At 69.9% G+C, this 18,407-nt stretch carries 19 protein-coding genes and 2 pseudogenes; 9 read left to right on the top strand and 12 right to left on the bottom strand.

Translation table 11 applies throughout. The features are described from left to right. Positions 1 to 2: 2 nt before the first annotated feature. From JIW86_RS03235 to ligA, 3 genes and pseudogenes are all read right to left on the bottom strand, one after another. Positions 3 to 942 (bottom strand): annotated as a pseudogene (locus tag JIW86_RS03235) (IS5 family transposase). Between the two features lie 626 nt (positions 943 to 1,568). After that, a pseudogene (locus tag JIW86_RS03240) lies at positions 1,569 to 2,401 on the bottom strand (PIG-L family deacetylase). Between the two features lie 606 nt (positions 2,402 to 3,007). After that, on the bottom strand, positions 3,008 to 5,056 hold the full coding sequence (ligA, locus tag JIW86_RS03245) for an NAD-dependent DNA ligase LigA (RefSeq protein ID WP_257552400.1): 2,049 nt from the start codon (positions 5,054 to 5,056) through the stop codon (positions 3,008 to 3,010). A gap of 297 nt (positions 5,057 to 5,353) precedes the next feature. On the opposite strand from ligA, the gene JIW86_RS03250 reads away from it, so the two are divergent. Beyond that, positions 5,354 to 5,695 carry a HopJ type III effector protein gene (locus JIW86_RS03250; protein ID WP_257552401.1) on the top strand — a complete coding sequence of 114 codons (342 nt, stop codon included), beginning with the start codon at positions 5,354 to 5,356 and terminating at the stop codon, positions 5,693 to 5,695. Positions 5,696 to 5,888: 193 nt separating this feature from the next. On the opposite strand, the gene JIW86_RS03255 is transcribed toward JIW86_RS03250, so the two are convergent. Then, entirely contained in the window at positions 5,889 to 6,359 is a 471-nt protein-coding gene (locus JIW86_RS03255; protein WP_257552402.1) for a hypothetical protein, read from the bottom strand. Positions 6,360 to 6,724: 365 nt separating this feature from the next. On the opposite strand from JIW86_RS03255, the gene JIW86_RS03260 reads away from it, so the two are divergent. Then, positions 6,725 to 7,207 (top strand): hypothetical protein, encoded by a 483-nt coding sequence (locus JIW86_RS03260; RefSeq protein ID WP_257552403.1) that lies wholly within the window; start codon positions 6,725 to 6,727, stop codon positions 7,205 to 7,207. Positions 7,208 to 7,501: 294 nt separating this feature from the next. On the opposite strand, the gene JIW86_RS03265 is transcribed toward JIW86_RS03260, so the two are convergent. Continuing rightward, positions 7,502 to 8,038, bottom strand: a complete 537-nt coding sequence (locus JIW86_RS03265) for a hypothetical protein (RefSeq protein ID WP_257552404.1) — start codon at positions 8,036 to 8,038, stop codon at positions 7,502 to 7,504. 35 nt (positions 8,039 to 8,073) lie between these two features. On the opposite strand from JIW86_RS03265, the gene JIW86_RS03270 reads away from it, so the two are divergent. Beyond that, on the top strand, positions 8,074 to 8,283 hold the full coding sequence (locus JIW86_RS03270; RefSeq protein WP_257552405.1) for a hypothetical protein: 210 nt from the start codon (positions 8,074 to 8,076) through the stop codon (positions 8,281 to 8,283). A gap of 125 nt (positions 8,284 to 8,408) precedes the next feature. On the opposite strand, the gene JIW86_RS03275 is transcribed toward JIW86_RS03270, so the two are convergent. From JIW86_RS03275 to JIW86_RS03290, 4 genes are all read right to left on the bottom strand, one after another. Beyond that, positions 8,409 to 8,957, bottom strand: a complete 549-nt coding sequence (locus JIW86_RS03275; RefSeq protein WP_257552406.1) for a transposase — start codon at positions 8,955 to 8,957, stop codon at positions 8,409 to 8,411. After that, the gene (locus JIW86_RS03280; protein ID WP_257552407.1) at positions 8,954 to 9,493 is read right to left on the bottom strand and encodes a winged helix-turn-helix domain-containing protein; all 540 of its coding nucleotides are present in this window, start codon (positions 9,491 to 9,493) and stop codon (positions 8,954 to 8,956) included. Before JIW86_RS03280 ends, JIW86_RS03275 begins: the two co-directional genes overlap by 4 nt. A gap of 698 nt (positions 9,494 to 10,191) precedes the next feature. Then, positions 10,192 to 11,445 carry an MFS transporter gene (locus tag JIW86_RS03285; RefSeq protein WP_257552408.1) on the bottom strand — a complete coding sequence of 418 codons (1,254 nt, stop codon included), beginning with the start codon at positions 11,443 to 11,445 and terminating at the stop codon, positions 10,192 to 10,194. Next, on the bottom strand, positions 11,442 to 11,981 hold the full coding sequence (locus JIW86_RS03290) for an ArsR/SmtB family transcription factor (RefSeq protein ID WP_257552409.1): 540 nt from the start codon (positions 11,979 to 11,981) through the stop codon (positions 11,442 to 11,444). Before JIW86_RS03290 ends, JIW86_RS03285 begins: the two co-directional genes overlap by 4 nt. A gap of 409 nt (positions 11,982 to 12,390) precedes the next feature. On the opposite strand from JIW86_RS03290, the gene JIW86_RS42030 reads away from it, so the two are divergent. Further along, on the top strand, positions 12,391 to 12,705 hold the full coding sequence (locus JIW86_RS42030) for a DUF6444 domain-containing protein (protein ID WP_416237656.1): 315 nt from the start codon (positions 12,391 to 12,393) through the stop codon (positions 12,703 to 12,705). Between the two features lie 648 nt (positions 12,706 to 13,353). Here JIW86_RS42030 and JIW86_RS03295 read toward each other — a convergent pair. Then, entirely contained in the window at positions 13,354 to 14,319 is a 966-nt protein-coding gene (locus JIW86_RS03295; protein ID WP_257552410.1) for a GlxA family transcriptional regulator, read from the bottom strand. Positions 14,320 to 14,390: 71 nt separating this feature from the next. Here JIW86_RS03295 and JIW86_RS03300 point away from each other — a divergent pair, with 71 nt between their 5' ends. The 5 genes from JIW86_RS03300 (at position 14,391) to JIW86_RS03320 (ending at position 16,786) form a co-directional block, all read left to right on the top strand. Next, a complete protein-coding gene (locus JIW86_RS03300; RefSeq protein WP_257552411.1) occupies positions 14,391 to 15,041 on the top strand; it encodes an HD domain-containing protein in 651 nt (216 codons plus the stop codon). Positions 15,042 to 15,244: 203 nt separating this feature from the next. Further along, complete coding sequence (locus JIW86_RS03305; protein ID WP_257552412.1) at positions 15,245 to 15,469, top strand: hypothetical protein; 225 nt, start codon at positions 15,245 to 15,247, stop codon at positions 15,467 to 15,469. A gap of 15 nt (positions 15,470 to 15,484) precedes the next feature. Then, entirely contained in the window at positions 15,485 to 15,955 is a 471-nt protein-coding gene (locus tag JIW86_RS03310) for an alpha/beta hydrolase (protein ID WP_257559203.1), read from the top strand. Between the two features lie 117 nt (positions 15,956 to 16,072). Then, positions 16,073 to 16,273 carry an alpha/beta fold hydrolase gene (locus JIW86_RS03315; protein ID WP_257552413.1) on the top strand — a complete coding sequence of 67 codons (201 nt, stop codon included), beginning with the start codon at positions 16,073 to 16,075 and terminating at the stop codon, positions 16,271 to 16,273. A 45-nt stretch (positions 16,274 to 16,318) separates the two neighbouring features. After that, entirely contained in the window at positions 16,319 to 16,786 is a 468-nt protein-coding gene (locus JIW86_RS03320; protein ID WP_257552414.1) for an alpha/beta hydrolase, read from the top strand. A 346-nt stretch (positions 16,787 to 17,132) separates the two neighbouring features. Here JIW86_RS03320 and JIW86_RS03325 read toward each other — a convergent pair whose 3' ends face one another. Together JIW86_RS03325 and JIW86_RS03330 are read right to left on the bottom strand one after the other, a co-directional pair. After that, positions 17,133 to 17,855 carry a DUF4232 domain-containing protein gene (locus tag JIW86_RS03325; RefSeq protein ID WP_257552415.1) on the bottom strand — a complete coding sequence of 241 codons (723 nt, stop codon included), beginning with the start codon at positions 17,853 to 17,855 and terminating at the stop codon, positions 17,133 to 17,135. After that, on the bottom strand, positions 17,848 to 18,372 hold the full coding sequence (locus JIW86_RS03330; protein WP_257552416.1) for a SigE family RNA polymerase sigma factor: 525 nt from the start codon (positions 18,370 to 18,372) through the stop codon (positions 17,848 to 17,850). The genes JIW86_RS03325 and JIW86_RS03330 overlap by 8 nt, the downstream gene beginning before the upstream one ends. Positions 18,373 to 18,407 lie beyond the last annotated feature (35 nt).

Raw genomic sequence — 18,407 nt, forward strand, 5'->3', positions numbered from 1 at the left:
GGTCATGACCGCAGCCAGATGTCCAGCGACGCTGCGATCACGGTGCCCAGGAAGACGTAGCCGCGCTTGCCGTAACGGGTCGCAACGGCCCGGGAGTTCTTGAGTCTGTTGATGGCCCGTTCGACGGTGTTGCGTTTCTTGTACCGCTCCTCGTCGAAGGCCGGTGGCCGTCCGCCTCGCGATCCCTTGCCCGGGCGGCCCGGCTGTCGGCCTTCTCCGGGATCGTGTGCCGGATGCCCCGGCGCCGCAGATAGTCGCGGCAGGGGCCGTTGCTGTAGGCCTTGTCCGCCGCGACGCTGTCGGGCTTCTTGCGGGGCCTGCCCGGGCCGAGGCGCGGAACGCGGATCTTGTTCAGCACCGGCACGAACTGGGTGCAGTCTGCCCGCTGTCCTGCGGTGATGAGCAGGGACAGCGGGCGGCAGCACCCGTCCGCACTCAGGTGGATCTTGCTGGTGAAGCCGCCACGCAAACGGCCCAGGCCCTCACCTCCCGCACCACCTCCGCCAGGTGGCCGACCAGGCTCTGCCACGGCGTTTCGTTCTGACGTTCTGGCGCTTCGTCCCCCTTTGAGGCGGCTGACGCGGGCGGCGGGTCGGTTCGGGCGCCGGCCGCATGCTGATGTGCGCGCACGATGGTGGAGTCCACCGCTACGTCCCAGTCGATCTCACCCGCTGCATCGGCTGCGGCCTGAACCTGCTGAAGAAGACGTTCCCAGGTGCCGTTCGCCGACCACTGCCGATGGCGCTCGTAGACCGTCTTCCGTGGTCCGAACCGATCTGGCAGGTCCCGCCATTGGATGCCAGTCCGTACCCGGTGCAGGATCCCGTCGATCACCTGCCGGTGATCGCGCCACCGGCCGCACCGACCATTACTCACCGGCAGGAACGGCCGCAGCCGTTCCCACTCCGCATGCGACAGATCAACACGCTCAACCCGCCCCATGCCCAGAACAACGAGCCGAGCAACCGACGGTTCCATGATCGACCGGACAGCTCCTAGTCGAGCCAGAGCATGTTCAGGGGTTACGCCCGAGCGTTGCCACGGGAGGCCCTGAGGGACTGGCATGCGGCGATCAATGCCATGCCACCCTCAGCGTCCTGACACCCCGCAGCGGCAGTGAGTTGGAGGATGGGGCTGGCCTCCCGCCCGGCGCGCAGGGCCGGTGTTGTTTCACGTAGTCCCGGCAGCCCGCTCCGCTCGGCCCCGATGCGAGCCATGTGGAGAGCTGCAAGCCTCACCGGCCTCGCTCCCTCAGTCGGGGCACGCCACAGGACGCCGCGCCGTCCCGGGTCTGCCGCTCCACCGCGTCCTCGATGCCGTGTCCGCCCGCCGGGCGGGCGCTGCCTCACGGTGCGCGGCCATCGCGCGGCGGTAGCCGTCCGGCGCCGGCCGCCGTACCGGCTCAGCGGGCGCCCGGGCGGGACTACCGGGGCGGCGGCATCGGCCTGTGCGGGCACGGCACCGGGAGGCAGAATCCGCAGGGAGCCGCCGGCGGCCGGGAGCTCCCGGGCCCGCTCGATCGGGCCGTGCGGCCGATGAGCTTTCCCGGGCCCGGCCGGACGGGCGGATCAGCGCAGCCCGGCGAAGAGATCGTTCTCGGGTACGGCCGCGCCGGTGGCGTCCTTGACACGTACGAAGGTCTCCATGCCCATCAACTCGCCGAACCTCTCCTTGCCCATCTTGAGGAAGAAGATGTTCTCGCCCTGACTGGCGTGCGCGGCCAGCGCGTCGAACTTCTGACCGCTGAACGCAGTGGTGTCCACCCACGTGGTGATCTCATCGTCGGGGAGGCCGATCTCGGCCATCGCGGCGGCCTCGGCAGGATCCGGCTCCGGCATTTCCTCATGAAACTCGCGCATGATCTCCCCGAACCGCTGCATCCCCGAGCGCGGCATCGTCGTCCAGTACACCTTCGGTGTCAGCGCGGTCATCTCCAGCGCCGCCATCGTGATGCGGTGGGCCTGGATATGGTCGGGGTGGCCGTAGAAGCCGTTCTCGTCGTAGGTGACGACCACATCGGGTCGGTAGTGCAGCATGAGTTCCGCGAGTCGGGCGGCGCCTTCCTCCACGGGGGTCTGCCAGAAGGATCCGGGGGCGTCGTTGCTCGGCCAGCCCATCATCCCGGAGTCGGCATAGTCCAGCATCTCCAGATCGCTGACCTTCAGGACGTCACAGCTCGCCTCGAGTTCTTGACGGCGCATCAAGGCGACGGCCGCCGGATCGTGCCCGGGATCGCCTGGCTTGACACCCCCGGTCCGTCACCGCAACCGCCGTCAGTACACGTCACGAGAACCGTGCGGATGCCCTCCGCCGCGTACCGCGCGAGGACCCCTCCGGTTCCGGTCGCCTCGTCGTCGGGGTGAGCGTGCACTGCCATGAGCGTCAAAGGGCGGTCAGTCATGAAAAATCCTCCTGCAGAAATACTTCTTGGTCCGAGTGCGCGGCGGGCGTACCGCGATCTTGGGGGCCTGGATCCTGGTGGCGCGGACGACCTTGTGGCCTCCGTGTTCCCCGCCGTGCGGCGCCGGCCCCTCGTCGATGCAACCGCGCCGACCGGCCCGGCTGTTCCCACCGCGGCTGCTTGATGTAGCGCGGGCACCAGGTACTCATGCACGGGGACCACCCCGCGTCGGCCGGGAGCACGACGAGTTCGACCCTCACGTGGAGAAGAACAACTTCTCTGTCCTGCCCATCGCAGGCGACCAGACCGGTGCCGATCGATCACGTACCGCTCCACCCCGTACGCCGTGCCCTCGTCCCCGTCACACGTTCGACCTCAGCCCTGCCCGCGCAGCGGACCCGGACCCGCCACATACCGCCGCGGCCAAGCCGGATCAGCTCCTCGGCACGGCCGCTCCCCCACACCGCCACATCGCCCGTGACTGACTCGTAGTCGATCTCCCCCTGCTCCTCCCACTCGCCGTCCTCGGCATCAGGCGGGCTATCCCAGACACGGGCTGTCACCCCGGCGGTGTGGGGGCCGTGCCGAGGGCTGGGCGGCGGTTTGTTAGGTGGTGGGGAGGAGACCGGCGACGAGGACGGCGAATTCCTCGGGGTCGAGGATGCGGATGCCCAGTTCTTCGGCCTTGGTGCGCTTGGAGCCGGCCTTCTCGCCCGCCACCACGAGGGTGGTGCGCTTGGACACCGACGACGATGCCTTTCCGCCGGCCCGCTCGATCAGCTCGTTCATCTCGTTGCGGGACAACACCGCAAGGGGGCCGCTCATGGAGCCGGTTACCACGACGGCCTGTCCGGCCAGCGGGCCACCCGCCGATTCCTCGCCGTCGTTCGCGTCGGTCGCGGGCTTCTGCGGCTCGGTGACCTGCATGCCGACCTGCTGCGCCTGGAGTTTGTCGAGGAGCGGGGCGAGTTCGAGGAGTTCCGCCGCAATGACGCGGGCCTTCTCGGTGCCGATGCCGTCGACCCCGGCCAGCGTGTCCGCGTCGGCGGCCCGGATCGCGGCCATCGAGCCGAAGTGCGCGGCGATCCGGCGGGACATCGTGCGCCCGGTCCCACGGACACCGAGGGCGCAGAACACGCGGCTCAATGCAGCCCCGCGGGCGGTCTCGATCGCGGCCAGGAGGTTGGCGGCGCTGGTCTCACCCATCCGCTCCAGACCGACGAGCTGCTCGCGGGTCAGCGTGAACAGGTCGGCGACGTCCTTGACCAGACCGGCCTCCACCAGCTGGATCGCGCGCGTGCCGCCGAGACCTTCGATATCGAGCTGGTCCCGGCCAGCCGCGTAGATCACCGAGGCCACGGCCTGACAGCTCCGGCCGCGCACGCACCGCCACCGCTGCTCGGAGGTGTCGATCGCGTCGCCACAGCGGGGGCACGCCTCGGGGAAGACGATCTGGCTCTCGGCGCCGGTGCGCTGGTCGACCAGCGGTGCCTCGACCCGGGGGATCACGTCGCCGGCTCGGTACACGAACACCTGGTCGCCGATCATGAGCCCGCGACGGGTGATGTCAGACGGATTGTGAAGCGTGGCGTAGGTGACCGTCACCCCGTCGATGACCACGGGCTCCAGAACAGCGCGCGGGGCGATGATCCCGGTCCGGCCGACGTTCCACTCCACCGCCAGCAGGCGCGTCACCTTGTGTTCGGCCGCCAGTTTCCGGGCAACCGCCCACCTCGGGGCGCGCGAGCCGTTGCCGGCCTGCCGCTGGTCCTCGGCCGTGTCGGCCTTGACGACGACACCGTCGATCCCGAACGGCAGGTCTCCGCGCAGGCCGGCGATCACGTCGATACGTTCCTGCACCTGCTCCACGGTCTCGCATCGCATCGGGGCGGCGGCCGTGCTGGCGGCCGTGTTCGCGCCGAGCGCGGCCAGGTTCTCCAGCAGAGCGACGTGGCCGAGGTCGTCCAGGCCGATCGCGCTGTAGGCGAAGAAGGTCAACTCGATCCGGTAGGGGCGGTCCTTGGCCCGCAGGGTGCCGGCCGCTCCGCTGCGCGGGTGCGCGAAGGGCGTGGCCGCGTGGGCGAGCCGGATCCGGTTGGCCTCCTCGAACTGCGCGGTCGTCAGCAGCACCTCGCCGCGCAACTCGACCTCGATCGGCTCGGTGAGAACCGGCGGCAGACCGAGGACGGCGTCGGCGGCGTGCGTGATGTCCTCGCCGGCCAAGCCGTCGCCGCGGGTGAGGACCTGAACGAGCCGACCGCCCCGGTACCGGGCGGCCACCGCGAGACCGTCGAGCTTCGGCTCCACACACCACCCGGCCACAGGGTGCCCGAGACGCCGTTCCAGCCCTGCGGCCCACTCGGCGAGCTCGTCCGCGTCGAAGACGTTGTCGAGGGAGAGCATCGGCACCGAGTGCGGCACATCACCCTGCACAGCCCCGCCCGCCACCTTCCCGGTCGGCGACTCGGCAAGCACCTCGTCCGGGTGGGCCTCCTCGTAGGCCGCGATGGCTCGCAGCAGCCCGTCGTACTCGTCGTCACCGAGCGGGGTGGTCCCGTCGCCGTAGTACGCGGCCGACGCCGCCACGGCGGTGGCCACGGCCTCCACGTAGGCGGCAGGAGAGAGCAGGGCACTGTTTTCGGTCATGCGGGTCATCATCCTGCCCCGCACTGACAACCTCGCCGACCGACCCCGCCTTGCCGCGGCACGCAACCGAGCCGCCCTGCGGCACAGGGCGGGGAACGGCAACGGTCTGCTGATCAGCACCGCCCTCGAAATCGACCGCCCGGACCGAAACCGGCTCTCGACGGGAAACACAGACGCACACCGTGACCTGCGGAGATGCCCCTCGTTCCGACATGTGGCCCGATTCCTACCGGATGGCCTCAAGGGGCTATTGTCCTCCGGTCACGGACGGCAATCGACTCGTCTGTTCAACCCAGGGGAACCGACATGACTGATCTGAACTCGCTGCGGGCAAGCCTTGCGTCAGGTGAGCACGAGTTCGCCGACACCTTGGCCTTCATCACCGCACATTACGAATACCAGCCGCAGGCGTTCCGCAACGGGGAACTGGAAAATGCCACAGGTGAGAACGAGGGTTCCTGCAAGACGCTGGGACTGGCCCTGCTGGAAGGGCTGAGCGGCCAGGAGGCGCTGCTTGCATTCGGTGAGCACTATCGCAGTGTGCTGGCGACACCGAACGACACTGATCACGGCAACATCCGCAACCTCATGGCCCATGGCCTGGCAGGGGTGCGCTTCGCCGGGCAACCGCTGGCCCGCAAGAGCTGAACAGCGAACTCCGGACGAGCACCAAAAGTCACCTCCACCACCCCGTCCGGAAAGCCTCGCCTCGTGCCGCAGTCGACGGCAGCACTGCCTACAGCGGCAGCGCGGATTCGGGCCGGGGCCTGCCGAAGCCAGGCTATGCGCGCCCAGACGATTCCCCAGGTTCGCCCTGGTCAGCCAATCCGCTGGCTGTCCGTCAAGACTGCCAGCTGGATGGGCCGTCCTCGTCGGTGAGGAAATAGACGTGGCGCAGTTCGGCGGGCGCCAGGGGGCCGAGATCGAGAAGGACGGAGTCGACTCGGACCTGTTGCCAGAACTCCGCTTCGGTCGACGCGGTCCCGAGGACCATCCACGGCGCGCCGTACTTCGTCCTCGCTACCCATACCCCGAGCCCGCGACGACCCGAGCCGAAGAGGTCCTCCCCGACCGGTTCCTCCTGCATCTCAGCGACCAGGCTCGACGTGTGCTGGTGTGGACACTCGGGCTGCAAGCGCCACTGCTCCCACCAGGTGCAAAGACGTTCCGTCGCCGAGTCGGCGACATCGTCGGCGGCATCCAACGCCCCTTGATCAGCGTTCGAGGCAGCCGGCCGGACAACACGCACCAGCAGCTCGTGCCCGCAAGGCTGGTAACTGAAAAGTCTGAAGATCTTGACCGGGACGCCCACGGAACCATTGTGCCGTTCACACGACAGCGACTCTTCTTCCCCCATCTCGTCGCCCCTCGACCTGCCCACCGGCGGCCGAGCGGCTATCCCTGCATGCGCCGTGAGCAGGTGCCGACGCCGAGCTGCACCCACGCGCCAGGGGGACATCCCCGCACATACGGGGATGAACCCTGCCGCTGCTACCTGGCCGCAGCCGTCGCCCCCTTGGCTAGATGCTGGGGGATGTCGATGGGAAATAGCGGCACCTGGGAGCGTGGGGCCGGTCGGCCAGGTGGGTCAGAGCCAGACTCCCTCCCCCAGTCGGGGGAGGGAGTCGGTACGAGCGGAGGAGGTGGCCCGGCCGCTGCTCACCGCAGGATGAACCCATGCCCCGATCCCACAAGAAGCAACTGGCCGCAGCCCTCGCCAGCCTCGGCGCCCTCGCCTACACCGTCAGCAAGGTGGACCTGGCGAGGGCGGGCGAGCTGGGCATGCCGGGCTTCCCCGCGCCGGCTGAGGCCTACGCCGCCGTTGCCAACGTCGAGACCGCCCAACTGGCCAACGCAGCCCTCGGCCTGCTGATGGCCGTCGTTGCGCTGCTCCTCGTCCGCCTGCCGGGGACCCCGCTGGTCCGCTGGCCGGCGCTCGTCGTCTCCTGGGCGGGCATCGCGATGGTGGGAGCGGGCGTTCTCGGCTTCGGCGCCCGCGCGGCGGGCCTGGCACCAGGTCTGGGTGCCACCCCTCCCCACATGCCCACCGCGCTCGCGGCATTGCTTGTCGGAGCCTTGTGGGTGACGGCCTGGACCATCGCCACGGTCTCCGCTACGCGCAGCAGCCGCAGGCGGTGCGCCGCCAGCGCCAATCTGTGAGGTGCAGAGTCACCAGCCGGCGCGACGGGTTGGCAGCGGACCATCAACTGCGGAACCACAACGCCACCGTTGACCCGAAACGCACCATATCGCCCTCCTGCCTGTGGTTTCCCACTGCTGTGCCCAGCAGTGGCTGAAGGGTCGTGCGGTGCGAGAACCCCTGCCGCGAATCACGGCGGATCGCCGCGTCCGACCCGCTGACAAAGCCACTCAGTGGCCGGCCTCTCGGCCTGGGTGCGGGCCGAAACGTACGGGACGGCGGGCCCGCTCGTCGTCCTCACACACCGGATGCGGTTACGGGACGCGCCTGGTGAGCGTATCGCTTCCTGAGCGCGCGGCCTCGGTCGACCATCTCGGTGACGGAGTCCGTGAGGTGACGCAGCTGCTCAGCGGTGTAGCCCAGAGCCTCCACGTCGGTGCGGGACTTCTGCAGGCCCGCACCGCCGCCAGGCCGAGGCCCGTCTGCGGCTCGTCGTCCAGGCGGTCGGCGTCGGGGTTGGCGTCCGGGAACGGCACGAGGTGCTGCTCGGGCATCGCGGCCTGCTGGTGCGCGGTGACGTCGTACATGGCGCGGGCGGTGCGCAGTTGGGCGGCCTGCATGGTGGTGGCGATTACCGCGCGGTCGTAGCGCAGCGGGACGCTTGGGATGTCCCACTTCCCCGCCTCCAGCGGCAGCTGGAGCGTGTCGGGGTCGCCGGGGCTGGCCGGGGGCGGCTGGTCTGGGTCGGGTGCGGCCGTGGGCTGCCGACGTCGGGTGGGCTGCGGGTCGGTCAGGGCCAGGCGGGCGGTGTAGAGGCGGTAGTCCGACGTGAGGCCGCGCACCTCCGGCACGCGCTGGGGGCTACGTGCTTCCTGGAGGAGGCTTCGTGCCGACCTTCGAGACGTTCCCCCGCTTCACCGCCGACCTCCACCACCTCACCCCCGCCCAGCGCCGGCGCTTCCGCCGCGTCGTCCTGGAAGCCTTCGTCCCCGACCTCCGCACCGGCCGGCCCTTCCGGCGCGGCTTGCGTGAAGCGCGCAAGTTCGCAGATTCCCGGACGGTCCTGAGATGGAACCCGACGCGGATCGCTGTGTAGACCTACATTCCGTGCGGGTTCACAGGTTGCCCGAACCGTTGGCTTCCGGGCTTCGGCAGGAAGAGCTGTTCTCCGGGCGACTGAGACTCCTGCCGGGCTCACGGAACATCGGTGTCCAACGGTCGTTACTGAGGTTGTAGGCGTGGGGTCGTCGGTGTGAGGCCGGTCGCAGTGAGGCATCCGTCGATGGTGTCGCTGCGGTATTGGATCTGGCGGAGGCCGTGTCGTAGTCGGCGGATGAGGTGGTCGGGGTCGGCGAAGGCGGTGTTGGCCTGGGTGGTCCGGCGAAGGACCGACCAGATGCCTTCCACAGGGTTGAGGTCTGGTGCATAGGGCGGCAGGTAGTAGGCCGTGACCCAGTCGTGCGCGTCGATGAAGTCCCGCATGCGGCGGTCCTTGTGGACGTTCAGGTTGTCCCAGACGAGGACGATCGGGCCGCCGAGCTGCTGGTGGGCGGCTGGGAGGAGGTCGCAGTACTCGGTCCAGGCGAAACTCTTACGGCCGCCGCTCTTGTGTTCGGTATGTCGTTTGGGCCGGTGGATCAGGCGGGTGCGTTCGCCGGGTTTGTAGCAGCACAGGGCTGCGATGGAGAAGCGGCGCTGGGAACGGCCGCGGACGCGTATGACCGGAGTGGTTCCGCGTCGGTTCCAGGTGCGGGAGGTCGGCGGCGTCATCGAGAATCCGGCTTCGTCTTCGAATACGATCCAGGCCCCGAGAGCCGCCGCCGTGCTTCCACGTGCGGCCACACGTCCTTCACCCAGCCGGCCACGACATTCTCGTCACGCTCGACCGCCCGACGGGCAGGAACCTGGTGACTCCAGCCGTGCCGCCGCAGCATCTGGGAGATCCCCGACAGCGTCATGGACTTGTGGAACCGGCGGCCGATCAGGGTCTTGATCCTGGCCAGCGTCCATCGCTGATCCGGCCAGCCATGCGCGACCGGCCCCTTGGCCAACTCCTCCTCCAGCACGGCGAACAGCACATCGCTCAGCTTCGGACGGGACGCCGGGCCACGGGAACGGACGGCATCCGAACCGGCCTCCCGCCAGGCCCGACGCCACCGCTGAACAGACCGGACGCTGCCCCGTAACTCCTTCGCGATCTCCGTACTGCCCCGCCCGTCGGCGAACATGCCGACCGCTTCCATCCGGACCCGCTCACGGAACGCTTGCCTCTCCGCGGTCAGACCCCCACCCTGCGGATACCTCATACCTCCGGCATACCGCTACGACCACAAACCGTCAGCCCCTGCGACAAGACGACTTCAAGGTCAGTAACAGCACCCCGATGAACCCGTGCTGGCATTACGCCCTCAAGGTCGTCTGCCTGCGCTCGTCGTGGGACCCATACGCCCTGATCATCAAGCAAGCAGACTTCCCACACAGATCCCAGACGTCAACCAAACCCGGAACTCTGCCCTGGGCGCTGGAGCCAAGGACCCCACAGACGGATCCACCGTCCGCTGCGAGTGGGCCAGCGGTGCAACCGAACAGATCGCCGCACAAAGAGTCAACTGGCGCTGCTTCAAAGGCGACACCGACAATCCCGACACCTACATGGGCGACGCCGCCGGTGAGGTTTCGAAGTCCAAAACGGCTCCGTGGAGCGTGCTCTACAACCCCAACAACTCCTTTGGCCTGCCAGCGTCCGTAGTCTGGGCAGCAGGTCCTGGGACGCGCCGGCTGACGGGAAGGCCGCCGCAATCGCCGCCAGGGCCATGACGCTTCGACGGATGCCCGAGAGTGTTCCTCACCAGCAGGATTCGCATGGGGATGCGTCTGGGGCCAGCATTCGGCCTCGTGCCGGTCGGTCACGGTCGCGATGGAGAACAGCAAGGACACCAGCGACATCCGCTCGAGCGGAGGAACACGGTCGACGGCCGCGAGCACCGCGAGAAGTGGCACGCCCTCATACGTGTGCTCGATCATCGGCCGGGGCGGCGGCGCGCAGCGAGGCCTCAACCTGGCGGTTGCTGGTCATGGTCGCGGTGACGGTGGTCATGGTGAGGAGGAGGCCGGCAGCGGCGTACAGCGGGGTGCGTACGTCGTAGGTGGTGGCCAGCCAGCCGCCGAGGAAGGCGCCGAACGGGGCGGCGCACATGGCGAGCATGCGGGAGGTGGAGGCGACCCGGCCCATCAGGTGGGCGGGGACGATCGCCTGTCGGAGGGAGGGACCGAGCACCATCGTGGCGCCCATGCCCGCTCCGCAGACGGCGAGCGCGAGGCCGGCGAGGTACGGGCTCGGGGCGACGGCAAGGCCCAGGATGGCGAGTCCCTCGACTGCGGCCGTGCAGGTAAGCGCGGTGCCGGTGCCGAGTCGTCGGCCGAGGAAGGAGGCGATGCCCGCGCCGAGCAGACCGCCGGTGGCCTCCGCCGTGAGGAGCAGGCCGAAGCCGAAGGTGTCGATGCCGAGACGATCGTGCGCGAAGAGGGCGAGTACGGTCTCCACGGCGAGGAAGGCGACGTTCCCGACCGCCGGACGCAGCGCGAGCCCGAGCAGCAGCCGATCCCGGAAGACGTACGAGGCGCCGGCCCGCGCCTGCCGCAGCAGCGACTCGCGGGCCTGTGGTACGGGCCGGGGTGCGGCGGGCAGTGACCGTACGAGCAGTGCGGAGAGCGCGAAGGACACCGCGTCGGCGAGCAGGGGAACCGCCCGCCCGAGCGTGAGCAGGGCACTGCCCGCGGGCGGCCCCGCGAAGCCGGACGCGGCGGTCTGGGTGCCGCGCAGGCGGGAGTTGGCGCGCTCCAGGAGCGCGGGGTCGCGGCCGAGCAGATCCGGCAGATAGGCCGTGGCGGCCGTGTCGAAGAAGAGTCCGCCGAGGCCGAGCAGGAAGGCGACGGCCGCGAGCAGTGGAATGCTCAGCACGTCGAGCGCGGCCGCTGCCGCCGGTATCGCGAGCAGCACCGCACGCGCCGCGTCCGTGACCCACATCGTGCGCCGACGGTCCCAGCGGTCCACCAGCGCACCACCGAGCACCCCGAACAGCACCCACGGCAGTGTCCCGGCGGCCGTGACGACGGCGAGCGCCATCGGGTCCCGCGTCAGCGTCAACGCGAGCAGCGGCAGCGCGGCGTGCGTCACCCCGTCACCGAGCGAGGACACCGTCTGCGCAGTCCACAGCCGTCCGAACCCGGTCGGCAACTTCCGGACGTCTGAAGTCACTTGGCGTCCCCTTCGGCCTGCTCGCGCGGTGCCGGGTGGAACAGTGCGAAGACGAGTGACGCGTCCGGCAGCGACGGATCGGACAGCTCCCGGTACTCGTCCGCCAGTGCCTGCAGCCTCGCACCCAGCTCCGCGAACTGCTCCCCGGTGAGCCGCAGATGCGCCATCCGTACGTGCCGCTCGCCATCCACCGGCGCTGCTTCCAGGTCCGCCACCGCATGCCGCATCAGCACATCCGGGCCTCCCTCGCCCGGATCCGGCAGCACGATCGCCCGCGCGGCCATTGCGTAGTACCGCTCGGTGACCCCCCGGACCTTCCGCGTTCGTACCACCTTCACCAGGCCGGCCCGCTCCAGCAGCCGTACGTGGTAGCTGGAACTCCCCTTCGCCAGGCCCACTCGCTCGGCGATCTGCGTAATCGTCGCGGGCTCGAAGCGGAGCACGGCCATGATCCGGTGACGCGTGAGATTGGAAACGGCTCGTAGCTGCTCGTCAGTGGTGACGTGGAACGTCTCGGGAAGATCATCGGTAGGCATGCATCCAATGGTCAACACTTCTTGACCATTAGGCAAGGGGTTTTGTTCGGACTTCCGGAATCGGCTGTCCAGCACGTGAGGCCTTCGCGCCTGCACCCTCCTTCTCGACCTGCTCAACCCGCACCCGGGCGCCTTCGCTCCACCAGTCGCGGAAGCTCATCTGCACCGCCCGAGCCGTTGACTCGTCAAGAAACTGGTTCTGCACTGCCTGACGGTCATCCCGTACGGCCCCTCCCCCAACTCCTCCAGCGCTTCGGCGTCGGCTTCCACACCCAGCCGGACAGGCGATCCACCCCTTCCTCATCGTCCGCCAGGAGCAGCAGGGGGTTGTCGACCCGGAGGCCCTTGACACACGACAGGGCGGGCCGCCACCGGGTGGTGGCGGCCCGCGCCGAGATGGGTCTGAGAGCTGGTTTCAGCCAACAGCAGCAAGCCGCCGTCGTCGGATCCGCTGGAGAAGAAAGCGGAGCGTTCGCAGCGGGAGCGGTCCAAGGAGCGCAGGCCCGGCGGGCAGAAGGGCCGAGTGGGCCGGGCGCTGGAGTGGAGATGGCGGCCGAGCCCGACCGGATCGAGCGGATCGACCCCGTGGAGTGCGCCGGCTGCTGCCACAACTCGCTGGCGGAACGAGGTCGATGCAGGCTTCCGTGCCGTGCAGGTCTTCGACATCCCGCTGATTGAACAGCAGGTCACCGAGTTGCACCTGGCGCGGCGGCGGTGTGCGTGAGGGACGGTCACCGCCGCCGCGCCGGCTCCGGCGGGGGTACACTGCCCGACCTGCTACGGGCCGAACCTACGGGCGTTCGCCACCCTGCTGGCCGCCGACGGCAGATCAGCACCGAGCGCACCGCGAAACTGATCGAGGGTCTGCTCAACATCCCCTTCTCCACCGGGTTCGTCGACCGCTGCCTGACCCGCCTGAACAAGCCCCTGGCCGACTTCGAGGCACACCTCAAGCAGGCCCTGCGCCGCGCGGCGGTGATCGGCACCGACGAGACCTCGATCAGCCTTTCGGGGGCACCCGGCTTCCGCGACCCGATGGTCATGATCAGAGACCGGCCCGCCGAAGCCGCCGACCGCGCGATCCCTGGTCACTGGGAGGGCGACCTGATCAGCCTGGCGGTAGGCCCTGTCCGCAGCGATACTGTCCGGCTTCTTGCGGGGCCTGCCCTGCCCAGCCCGGGCGGGGGGACACGGATCTTCTCCAGCACCGGTTCGGACTGGGTGCAGTCTGCTCGCTGTCCCGGCGTGCCAATCAGGGACAGCGGGCGGCAGCGGCCGTCCGCGCTCAGGTGGAGCTTGGTGGTGAACCAGCCTTGGACGCTGACCGCCCGTAGCGGCCGTGGCCGAGGAGGACACAGCGCCCCGGTACCCGTCAGCCGACGAACGTCTCGCGGTAGACACTGGGCGGCACTCCGACGTGTGCCTTGAACAGCGTCCGGAAGTTGGCCGGGGTGCCCAGGCCGCAGTGGCGTGCGACGGCTTCGACCGTGAGGTCGCCGGATTCGAGGAGTTCGCGTGCGCGGGCGAGCCGGGCGTCGAGCAGCCAGCGCATGGGCGGCAGTCCGGTGTCGGTGTGGAAGCGGCGGATCAGGGTTCGGCGGGACATGCCGGCCTGGAGCGCCAGCTGGTCGACGGTGAGCGGCTGGTGCAGGTTGCGCAGGGCCCAGTCGTAGAGTGCAGGGCTGTCGGAGGGCTCGGGTCGCACCGGCAGGTCGATGAACGGGGCCTGGCCGCCGGTGCGGTGCGGGGCGGCCACCAGCAGGCGGGCCTGCTGGTTCGCCAGGCGGGGGCCGTGGTCGCGGCGGATGAGGTGGAGGCACAGGTCCAGGCCGGAGGAGACTCCGCCTGATGTGAGCACCTGGCCCTCGTCGATGTACAGATCCTCGGGCACGACCGTCACCCGCGGGTACCGCCTGGCCAGCGCCTGCGCGTACAGCCAGTGCGTGGTTGCCCGGCGGCCGTCGAGCAGACCGGCGGCGGCGAGGGCGAACGCGCCGGTACAGATGGACGCCATGCGGGCGCCGCGGGCTGCCGCCCCCGCCAGTGCGGCGGTCATCTCAGCGCCGGGCAGGTCCGGCTCCAGCCCGTCCGGCTCCAGGTAGCCCGGGACGATCACGGTGTCGGCGGATGCCAGGGCGTCCAGACCGTGCGCTACGGACAGCGCAGGGCCGCCGTACATAGGGACGGGGCCGGGCCGCTCCGCGCAGACCGTGAGCGTGTACGGGCCGTCCCGCCAGCTCCCGAAGACCTGCATCGGGATCCCGATGTCCAGCGCGAGGACGTTTTCCGGGGCCACCACGACAACGTGGTGTGCCCCGCCTGCTGCCCGATTCGTCATGGCATGATTCTATCGATTCATGGCACGAGTGCCACTCACGGCTGGGTCCGCTACGCGCCTACGGTCGCCTCATGGACACTGAAGCCAGCCTCCTGCCCGCGCTCCCGGACACTCCCGTCGCCCGTGCCGCAGTCGAGCTCGTCCGGTCGTGTGAGAGCGAGCCGGTCGCCAACCACAGCATCCGCAGCTACGTCTTCGCCGCGCTGCTGGCCGAACACGAAGGGCTCAAGCCCGGCATCGACTTCGACGCCGAACTCCTCTTCCACGCCTGCGTCCTGCACGACCTCGGGGCCTCGCCGTCGGCCCCGGGCCAGGCGCGATTCGAGGTCGAAGGCGCCGACCTGGCAGCCCGGTTCCTCACCGAGCACGGCTACGGCGCGGACAAGACCGACCCGGTGTGGGAGGCGATCGCCCTGCACACCTCGGACGGCATCGCGGAGCGCCGTGGCGTGCTGTCCTACCTCACCCGCCGGGGCATCGGAGTCGACATCGGCTTCGGAACCGAGTTCGTCACCGACGCCCAGGGCGAGGCGCTCCACGGCCGCTACCCGCGGCTGGACATGGCCACCGTGCTGGTCGACGACGTCGTGCGGCAGGCCGCCCGCTCCCCGCATGCCGGCGCCCGCTACACCGTCCCCGGCGAATTCCTCCGCGAGCGCGGCGAACCCGGCGCCGTCACCGCCCTCGAACTCGCCGCGCGGGCCTCCCGCTGGGGCTCCTGACGCCGACACCGCGCCGCAGGGCTGAGCCTCGGCACCGGGCACTCCCAACGGGCGGCCGTGCACCAGATCCGCGCGCTCACATCCTCGCGTGGTGTCGGGGCGTCCGGCTGGCCGGTGACCTGGGTACGGTTTCACGGGAGCAGGCCGTCGACGCCGTCCATGGCCGAATATGGAGGTCAGCGGTGAGGAGTCGACACGAACCGATGCGGTCGCGCCGCGCAGACGTCGGCGCGGCCCGGGCTGCGGCAATCCACATGATCGTGCTCCCCGGCGGCGGGTACGCGGAGCACGCGGCACACGAAGCGGAGCCGATCGCCGGCTGGCTCGGTGGGCTCGGCATCTCGGCGAGCGTGTTCCGGTACCCGCTCCATGCGCGCCATCCCGAGCCCCTGCTGGCGCTGCGGGCCGAGATCCGGCGCCGCCGCTAACAGGGCGCCGAGCGCATCGGTCTGATCGGGTTCTCCGCAGGAGGACACCTGGCCGGGCACGCCGCGCTCGCACCGACCGCCGACCTGCGTGAGTCGGTCCAGTTCGCCGTACTCGGGTACGCGATCACGTCGATGGAGACCGAGACCTACCGGCCCTCGCGGATCATCCTGCTCGGCGAGGACGCCTCACCGGACCTGCGGCGTGAGACATCGCTGGACAAGCTCGTGACCGCCCAGTCACCACCGTTCTTCCTGTGGCACACCGCCGAGGACATCTACGTCCCTCCGGAGCACACCTACCGCCTCGCCGCGGCCTTGGCCGTGCACGAGGTCCCGCACACAGTCCATGTCTTCGCGCACGGCCCCCACAGTCTCGGGCTCGCCCAAGGGGCCGGCGACGCGATGGCCTGGACCACGTTCGCAGCCTCCTGGATCGCCGAACAGATCGACGCTCCCGCCAGAGGCACCGCGAACTCGCGCCGCTGACGACAGGGGCAAACGCCATGAGCATCAACCTGGACACGGCCCAGACCATGACCGAGAGGGCCCGCGCCCACGCGACGGCGGCGGACACCTGCTGACGTTCGCCCGAATGGAGAGATCATGACCAGCGCAGCGCTGACCGGGAGCGCCCTGCGGACGCGAACCGTCGACGGCCTGGCGATCCGCCACGTGGACACCGGCGAACAGCCGGGGCCGACGCTCCTCATGACGAGCCCGTGGCCGGAGAGCCTCCTCGCGTTCCGCCGCATCTGGCCGCGCCTGGCGCCACTGGGCCGGCTGGTGGCCGTCGACCTGCCCTGATTCGGCCACTCGGAGGGGCGCACCGAGCTCTTCGCCCCCTCGGCGATGGGCGAGTTCCTGTACGCCCTGATCGGCGAATGGGGCCTGGGCACCCCGCACGTGCTGGGCCCGGACGTCGGCACCGGCGCGGCGCTGTTCCTGGCCGCCCGCAACCCGGAGTCGGTGGCATCGGTCATTGTCGGCAGCGGTGGGGCGGCGTATCCGCTCGACGTGTCCGGGGCGCTCGCGGACATCATCGCGGCACCGGACCTCGGCCTCCTCCAAGACTTCGACGCCCGTGCGTCGGTCGGCGCGGCGGTGGAAGCGGGGGCGCCAAAGGCCGAGGAGCCCGAAGTGTGGGAGGACTACGTGTCCGCCTACGAGGACGGACGCTTCGCCGAGTCGGCTCGTTACGTCCGCGCGTACCCCGCGGAACTCCCCGTCCTCGGAGACCTGTTGCCGTCGATCACAACGCCGGTGCTGGTGATGAACGCCGAGCACGACGAACTGGTACCGCCGTCCAACGGCGTCTAATGCACGACCGGCTCCCGAACAGCCGCCTCGTCTCCTTCGACTCCGGTCACTTCCCCTGCGGCTGCCATGACGGCGTTCGCGATCGGCCCCGCCGCGACGGCGACCGCGCCGGTGTCCACGCATCCTGATCCACTACGACCTCGCCGCCGACGAGCAGCCCGAGATCATCGCCGCTGAACCGGGCGGCGCTTTCGACGTGGTGCCGGCCCGGGCTGTCAAGGTCGAGCAGATCACACCGGCAGGCGGTCGGCACCTGCCGGCATCCCTTCCCGTCCCCGCCGACGGCGGCGCGCACACCCCAGCACCCGGCTACGCCGTCGCGACAGGTGGTCCGGGTTGAGGTTCGTCAGGACGACATGATGAAGCGCAGGGCTAGGCCGGGGGCCGTTGTCCAGTAGGTGACGCGGGCACCGTCGTCGAACGCCACCCGGCCGGGGAGGTCGAGGTTGTTGGGCTCGCTCACTTTGCTGCCGAGGTCGGGGCCCTGGAGGCTGAGGGGGATGGTGTTCGTGTCGTACGTATCCATGCCGCCGCCGTTGGCGAGCAGGGCTGCGTACGCCTTCTCACCCGGAGCGAGGGTGGCGGGCGCATCCTCGCTGTCCTTGATCACGGCGAAGGCTTCCCTGGCATAGGCGAACTTCAGGTAGGGGTAGTGGTAGACGTTGCACCTCTTGTTCCCGGTGTTGGTGACGGTGAGGAGGAGGTGCCTGACGCTCTTGCCCTCCTCGTCCTCGTTCGTGGCGGAGAACGCGAGGTCGCCTTCCGCACACGCGACAACGGCGGTGGGCGCAGTGGGGGACGGCGCAGTGGGAGACGGCGCAGTCGGGGACGGCACAGTGGGGGAGGCGACGGGCGGGGCCGGGCGCCGATGGGACTCCGGGCCGCCGAGGGCCATGGTCAGGCCGAACACGAGGGCTGCGGCCACTACGGCGGTGCCGCCCGCGACGGCCGTGTGTCGGCGGCGCCGACGGGAGGCGGCCCGGCGGCGTACTTCCGCCCCCGTCGTGGGGGCGGGCCTGCCAGCGCTGTCGGCCAGCTCGCGCAGGGCGGAGGAGAGGTCATCAGCCACGGTCATCCTCCTTCTTCTCGCTACTCCCGCCCGCCACGCCGACCTCGTTCGCCGGCAGCAGCTTGGCGAGGGCTGCACGGCCGCGGGAAAGGCGGGCCTTGACCGTACCGGTCGGGGCACCGGTCTCGGAGGCTACCTGCTCCACGCTGAGGTCACACAGGTGGTGCAGCACGATCGCCAGGCGCTGGGGCTCCGGAAGCTGTCGCAGCGCCGCGACAAGGGCGACGTGCTCGGGGTCGGGGCCGGGGGCGTGACCGGGCAGCGGGGTGTGGCGTATCAGCTCCAGCCACCGCCGCGCCCGCCGCCAGTGGCTGACCGCGAGACGCATCGCGACGGTGCGGATCCAGGCTTCCGGGGCCTCGGTGGCAAGGAAGTCACCACGCCGGTCCCAGGCACGTATGAAGGCCTCTTGGACAACGTCCTGGGCCTGGCCGTGGTCACCGGTGAAGGAGTACACCTGGCCGACGACCCGCGGGAACGCCGACGCGTAGAACGCGTCGAACTCGTCCTCCGTCATGCCGCCCCCATCGGTCCAAAACTTTTTCGTTCCGC

The sequence above is a fragment of the Streptomyces sp. NBC_00162 genome, assembly GCF_024611995.1.
Lineage (GTDB): Bacteria > Actinomycetota > Actinomycetes > Streptomycetales > Streptomycetaceae > Streptomyces.